This is a genomic window from Microbacterium sp. gxy059, from assembly GCF_050958665.1.
Taxonomy (GTDB): domain Bacteria; phylum Actinomycetota; class Actinomycetes; order Actinomycetales; family Microbacteriaceae; genus Microbacterium.
On record NZ_JAMXWT010000038.1, the window covers coordinates 1 to 6,130 of the forward strand.

General features: G+C 70.5%; 6 protein-coding genes and 1 pseudogene. 6 read left to right on the plus strand and 1 reads right to left on the minus strand.

Annotated elements, in window-relative coordinates; genetic code table 11:
* The 6 genes and pseudogenes from NHL53_RS14365 to NHL53_RS14390 all read left to right on the plus strand — a co-directional run.
* Positions 1-763, plus strand: a pseudogene (locus NHL53_RS14365) (hypothetical protein); the annotation flags it as partial.
* Positions 764-996: 233 nt separating this feature from the next.
* Positions 997-1,296 (plus strand): hypothetical protein, encoded by a 300-nt coding sequence (locus NHL53_RS14370; RefSeq protein WP_433777582.1) that lies wholly within the window; start codon positions 997-999, stop codon positions 1,294-1,296.
* A gap of 8 nt (positions 1,297-1,304) precedes the next feature.
* Positions 1,305-2,468: a hypothetical protein gene (locus tag NHL53_RS14375; RefSeq protein ID WP_433777583.1), complete on the plus strand. Its 1,164-nt coding sequence runs from the start codon at positions 1,305-1,307 to the stop codon at positions 2,466-2,468.
* Complete coding sequence (locus NHL53_RS14380) at positions 2,465-3,094, plus strand: hypothetical protein (RefSeq protein ID WP_433777584.1); 630 nt, start codon at positions 2,465-2,467, stop codon at positions 3,092-3,094. Before NHL53_RS14375 ends, NHL53_RS14380 begins: the two co-directional genes overlap by 4 nt.
* Positions 3,081-3,806 (plus strand): hypothetical protein, encoded by a 726-nt coding sequence (locus NHL53_RS14385; RefSeq protein ID WP_433777585.1) that lies wholly within the window; start codon positions 3,081-3,083, stop codon positions 3,804-3,806. The genes NHL53_RS14380 and NHL53_RS14385 overlap by 14 nt, the downstream gene beginning before the upstream one ends.
* A complete protein-coding gene (locus NHL53_RS14390) occupies positions 3,803-4,435 on the plus strand; it encodes a hypothetical protein (RefSeq protein ID WP_433777586.1) in 633 nt (210 codons plus the stop codon). The genes NHL53_RS14385 and NHL53_RS14390 overlap by 4 nt, the downstream gene beginning before the upstream one ends.
* Positions 4,436-4,555: 120 nt before the next feature.
* Here the strand turns inward: NHL53_RS14390 and gdhA are convergent, their stop codons facing one another.
* Positions 4,556-5,923 (minus strand): NADP-specific glutamate dehydrogenase, encoded by a 1,368-nt coding sequence (gdhA, locus tag NHL53_RS14395; protein ID WP_433777587.1) that lies wholly within the window; start codon positions 5,921-5,923, stop codon positions 4,556-4,558.
* Positions 5,924-6,130 lie beyond the last annotated feature (207 nt).

Consider the following 6,130-nt stretch of genomic DNA (forward strand, 5'->3'; position numbering starts at 1 on the left):
AGCGGCGATCTCGGGCGCGGTGGTTCTGCGCCGGATGTCGGCGGCGACGGCGTACCGGATCGCGCGGTTCGCGGAGGCGAACGGGCTGTCGTTCCGTCGCTGGACGTCCGGCGCGGGATACGCCGGCATGCCGTTCACCTACGGACACGGTCATGACCGGTTCCTCGTGCTGAACGGACGCCGGAAGGGGCGGCCGGTCGAGTTCGGGAACCTCTCGTTCCTGGAGGGCGTGGGGCGCTACATGCCGCGCCGGTGCGGGTACGTCGCGATCGGGCTGCCGAGAGCGCTTCCGCACATGGTCCTCGACGCGCGGCATTCGCAGGCGCTTCTGGGCCTGACGCTGCCGAACCCGCCGCACGCGTCGCAGCGCGTCGGGGTCGGTGCGGGGCGGGCGTTCTCGCTGTATGCGGTGGACGGGGCGGAGCCGATCGCGAGGGCGCTGTTCACGCCCGAGATCGTCGATCGCTTCGCGGTGCTTGCGAGGCGGTTCGACATGGAGATCACGGGGGACCGGCTGTTCCTGTATTCGCGTCGCGACGTCTCGACGGGGAGCGCGGATCGCTGGCGCGAGACGATGGGCATGGTCGACGACATCGCCGGATCCGTCTCGACGTGGCCGGTGTGGCCCGTCGTCCGGGGGATGCGCGGGGTGACGGATCATCCGCCGATGCGCACGGGGCGCGTGCGCAAGTACCTGCTGCCGGCGATCATCGGCGTCGTGCTGTTCGCGCTCCTGCTCTGGTACGGTCTCGCCGGCGGGTGAGGCGCTCTCGCGCCGGTGCATCGTCCGTGTGCGACGGGCGGAAGGCGGTGATCGACGCCTGCGGAGCCGCGTGATGTCCCGACGCGGCAGTCAGGCCGGCCGCGGGGCGAGCGGGGCCCCGTTCGGGACGGGCATGGGTACTTCTCCCCATCGACATGTCGGCGGGGGCATTCCTAGGTTGGGAGGAGGCGCCCGGCCGCGAGGCCGCGCAGACGTGACATGAAGGGGGCGACATGGGCGACGTCTACATCTCCTATTCCGAACTCGGCGAGGTCGAGACCAACCTGACCGACATCGTCGCGGAGTTCGAGAACGCGGTGGGCAACTCCGACGAGCTCGAGGCCGCGATCAGCGATCCGTACGGCCGGCACGAGCTGCGCAACGGCGCGCGGGAGTTCGAGGAGCGCTGGGACAAGAAGCGCGGCGAGCTCTCGGAGGACCTCAGCAAGATCCTGGAGCGGGTGACGGGGATCCTCGACGGGTTCCGCGAAGGCGATGACGAGCTCGCGATCGCTCTCGAGCCGGAGGAGTGAAGGACGCCATGGACAGGTCACCCGCAGGGCGCGACATCGAATACGTCAAGGGCAGCCCCGATGCGATCACCAGCCGCGGAGAGGCGATCGGCGAGCTCGGCCAGCAGATGATCGACAGCGCGACCGTGCTCGAGCAGATCGCGACGCGGTCCAGCGAGCAGCAGGGCCAGGCGATCGAGAAGCTCATCGAGACGATCGACGACGCCTACAAGCAGCTGAAGGAGGCCGGTGAGCTGTACAAGCCCGTCGGCCCGGTTCTCGTCACCTACGGCGAGGCGCTCTCCGACGTGCAGCCGAAGATCCGCACGCACGTCGACAACTGCGAGAACCTGTGGACGACGTACGACTCCCTCCCCGGCAAGGTCGATCCCCGGGGAACGGGAGGGCTCTTCCAGCCCGACGAGGGCAGCCCCGAAGCCGATCAGCAGGCGGACGAGGACGCCGCGAAGAAGGAGGCGTTCGAAGCCTGGGAGGAGGAGGCCGGCTACTTCGACGCCGACTACGACACGTGGGAGCAGGCGTTCGACGACGCCGTCAGCGGCATCACCGACGAGATGTCGGGGAAGATCGCCGACGGCTGGACGCAGACGCTCGCGCTGATCAAGGACATCCTCTCCTGGGCGGGCTTCGTCCTCGCCATCGCGGCGATCGTCATCGGCGGCCCGTTCATCGGCGCTCTCGCCGCGATCGTCGCCGGCCTGACCCTGATCGTCACGGTCATCCAGTTCGCGCGAGGCGAGGCGTCGTGGGTCGATCTCACGCTCGCGGTCATCGACGTGCTCCCCGTGGGGAAGATCGTCGGGATCATCGGAGAGGGCGGCACCTTCGGCAAGATGGCCGGCAAGTTCGGATCCGAGTTCGTCGGCCAGTACAAGGGCGTCACGGAGATAGGGTCGCTGTCGGCCATGTGGAAGGAAGGCGGATCCTTCGGCGGGATGATGACCCGCCTGTTCACGGGCAACAGCCTCGACTTCTTCGAGAAGATGGGCACGGCGTCGGGGGGACAGCTCGTCGCCGGGATCATCGACCTCCACTACGGGATGGGCAAGGGCTTCTTCCGCGTCGACGGCATCATCTCGCGCTTCGTCCCCGGGTACGACGGGTTCAAGAGGGAGTTCGGGAACGTCGACGTGGGCGACGACTACCTGCCGGTCCTGGACGTGATCTGGTGACGTCGATCCGCGCACGCGCAGCCGTCGAGTCGGGAGGCTGGATCGAGGTCCCGGAGCTCGCCGACGCGCAGGAGCGGGACCGCTGGTCGGCGGCCGTCGTCGATGCCGTGTCGCGGGCGCACGCCGAGCGCTTCGACCCCGACGCCGCGCCGTCGATCCAGGAGCTCGTCGGCGCGATCGCCGATGCGCGTGCGGACAGCGACCTCCTCCTGCTCGCGTTCCTGCCCACGCGCGGCCCCGTCGCGGCGACCGTGAGCGTCACGCTGGTCGAGCCGGAGCCCGTCGAGCGCTGGCGCGAGGCCGGGTACGCGCTGAGCTCCATCCGCACAGACCACCTGGGGGAGGGGATGCTCGCCACGCGCGCTCCGGCCGAGGTCGCGGACGGGCGGCGCCTCGTCGGCCACGAGTGCATGTTCGCGTTCGTCGACGGCGACGCGTGCGTCGTCGTGAGGGTGCCGCCGACCGCCCCGCCGCTCTTCGAGCGGATGCAGCCCGGGCTCGCCGAGATCGTCCGGTCGCTCGTCGTGGAGTTCGATGACGGCAGGGCCTTCGTAGGGCGCCCCATCGCGGGCCTGCCGGACGGGGCGGCCGACGCGTGGCAGATTGGAACGCATGACGCTGCCTGATGTCGGGTCCGACCCGCTGCCGCCCGCGTCGTGGGCGAGAAGCGTGTCCCGGTACGATCCGCACGGGCTGGATCTGCTGGAGGCGCACGTGGTCGCGCATCGGGGGAAGGCCGCCGCGTGGACGGCGCTGTCGGTTCCTCGGCGGATCTGGGCGGGGCTCATCGGGTTCGTGCCGTGGCTGGCGTCGATCGGCGGGTTCGCGGCGCTGCTGGGCGATGATCGCGCGATCCGTCTCGGTCGGATGACCGAGCGGGACGCCGGGGACATCCCGTTCGCGGCGGTCTGCTATGCGGTGGCGGCCATCGGGGTCGCGGTGCTGTTCGTGCGGTGGGCGCGCGGAGGGCGCAGGCGCACGCCCGGCCTGCGCCTGACCATGACGATCATCTTCGTGTTCGGCGCGCTCGGGATCCCCGTGGCATACATGCTGGCGGCGGAAGACGGCGTGGGGATGGGCCTCATGATGGTGCCGACCTACGTGATGATGGGTCTCGCGGCCGTGCTGTTCGTCCTCGTGCAGATGTCGCCCCCGGCGGAGCCGGCGGCGGTGGACATCGAGCTCGAGGACCTCGACGAGAAGACGGTGAGACATCTCATGAAGCAGCGGGGTCGGGCGATCGACGAGCTGGTGAAGCGCGGCCTGCTGCCCGACGAGAACATCGAGGCGCTGAAGGCGCGCCCGCTCGGCCGCCTGCACATCGAGGAGGACGCATGACCGACGACAGCGGCATGACGCTGCGCGAGCAGCTCGGCGGGGCCGCAGAGCCCGACTTCGAGATCGACCTCCCCGCGGGATGGGAGAGGCGCGAGGTCGGCGACGAGGACCGCGCCGAGCTCAGCGCGGCGATGCGGAAGCGGTTCCTGAGCATCCAGCGCCCCGACCTGTACGCCGTCGTCCGCGCCATGGTCGACAACTCCTACGAGGCGATGCAGAGCGAGGGCGCGCTCGCCTACTACGCGGCGACGACCGGCGACGAGGACACCCTGTGGATCCCCGGATCCATCATCGTGTCGAAGCGCGCCGCGACGCCCGAGATCACCCTCGACCAGATGGTGGCGCATGCGATCCGGGAGTTCGGCGCGAAGCCGCTGTTCGGCGACAAGCGCTTCATCCGGTTCGAACGCGACGAGATCGTGAAGGCCGGCGACGCGTCCATCGGCCTCACGACCGTCGAATACCTCACCCCGATCCCGACCACGAAGCGTCGCCGCGCGCTGCACTTCACGGCGACGGTGAGCCGCCCCGCCGAGGCCGACGCGGACGACGAGCAGGTCGTCGCCTCGAAGCAGCTCTACGACGCCTGCATCTCCACGCTGCGCTGGGTCCCGCCCCGGGGCGCGTGAGGGCGGAGGCGAGCCCGCAGGGCTGCCGGGGCGCATCGTCACGCCCCCGGATCCGCGCCGACGCGCGAAGCGGCCCCGCTCCCTTCGGGAACGGGGCCGCAGAGCCTCAGCGGGTCGGCGTCAGATGACGCCCTGCGCGATCATCGCGTCGGCGACGCGCTCGAAGCCCACGATGTTCGCGCCGGCCACGTAGTCGCCGGGGGTGCCGTAGCGCTCGGCGGCGCGGAAGGTCGCGTCGTGGATGTCGCCCATGATCTCGCGCAGCCGGTTCTCGCTGTCGGCGAAGCTCCAGCGCTGGCGGGCCGAGTTCTGGCTCATCTCGAGCGCCGACGTCGCGACGCCGCCCGCGTTCGCGGCCTTGCCGGGGGCGAACAGCACGCCCGCCTGCTGGAACGCCTCGACGGCCTCCGGCACGCACGGCATGTTGGCGCCCTCCGCGACGGCGCGCACGCCGTTCGCGATGAGCGCCTGCGCCGACTCGGCGCTCAGCTCGTTCTGCGTCGCGGCGGGCACGGCGATGTCGGCCGGCACCTCCCACACGTTCCCGCGCTCCACGAAGCGGGCGCCGGGGCGGCGGTTCGCGTACTCGACGATGCGGCCGCGCTCGACCTCCTTGATCTGCCGCAGCAGGCCCAGGTCGATGCCGGCGTCGTCGACGACGTAGCCGCTCGAGTCGGAGGCCGTCACAGCCCGGCCGCCGAGCTGCGTGACCTTCTCGATGGCGTAGATCGCGACGTTGCCGGATCCCGACACCGCGACGCGCTTGCCCTCGAGGGTCTCGCCGTGCACGGCGAGCATCTCCTGCACGAAGAACACGGCGCCGTAGCCGGTGGCCTCCGTGCGCACCTGCGCGCCGCCCCAGCCGATGCCCTTGCCCGTGAGGATCCCCGAGACGTGCTGGTTCGTGAGCTTGCGGTACATGCCGAACAGGTAGCCGATCTCGCGGCCGCCCACGCCGATGTCGCCCGCGGGCACGTCGGTGTGCTCGCCGATGTGGTGCCACAGCTCGTTCATGAACGACTGGCAGAACCGCATGACCTCGGCGTCGCTGCGGCCGTGCGGGTCGAAGTCGCTGCCGCCCTTGCCGCCGCCGATGCCCTGACCGGTGAGCGCGTTCTTGAAGATCTGCTCGAAGCCGAGGAACTTGATGATCGACAGGTTGACCGACGGGTGGAACCGCAGGCCGCCCTTGTACGGCCCGAGGACCGACGAGAACTGCACGCGGTAGCCGCGGTTGACCTGCAGCTTCCCGGAGTCGTCGACCCACGGCACGCGGAACATGACCTGGCGCTCCGGCTCGACGAGCCGCTCCAGCACGCCGTTGTCGACGTACTCGGGGCGCTTCTCGAGCACCGAGCCGATCGAGTGCAGAACCTCGTGCACCGCCTGATGGAACTCCGGCTCGTGAGGGCTTCGCGCTCGCACCGTGTCGAACACGGGCTGGACGGCGTCGCTGAGCGGGTGGAAGTCGGCAGTGGTCTCGGTCACGCGGGTGCTTTCTGGAAGAGGAGCGGTTGACGGCGATCGTGTCGCGTGAGGGGCGCCGGATCGGCGCGCCCGATCACATTACCGGGTCGCCCCGGCGCGGGGCGACCCCGCCGAGACGGCGCCCCGTCGCGCGCGGGTCATTCGACCGTGAAGCGGGCCCCGGGCGGGAGGTGCGGATCCCGCGATGGGGAGGAGTTCCCCTGCGTC

Coding starts and splice junctions, on each gene's coding strand:
- NHL53_RS14370 (WP_433777582.1), top strand. CDS start 997: ATGGGCGACGTCTACATCTCCTATTCCGAACTCGGCGAGGTCGAGACC.
- NHL53_RS14375 (WP_433777583.1), top strand. CDS start 1,305: ATGGACAGGTCACCCGCAGGGCGCGACATCGAATACGTCAAGGGCAGC.
- NHL53_RS14385 (WP_433777585.1), top strand. CDS start 3,081: ATGACGCTGCCTGATGTCGGGTCCGACCCGCTGCCGCCCGCGTCGTGG.
- NHL53_RS14390 (WP_433777586.1), top strand. CDS start 3,803: ATGACCGACGACAGCGGCATGACGCTGCGCGAGCAGCTCGGCGGGGCC.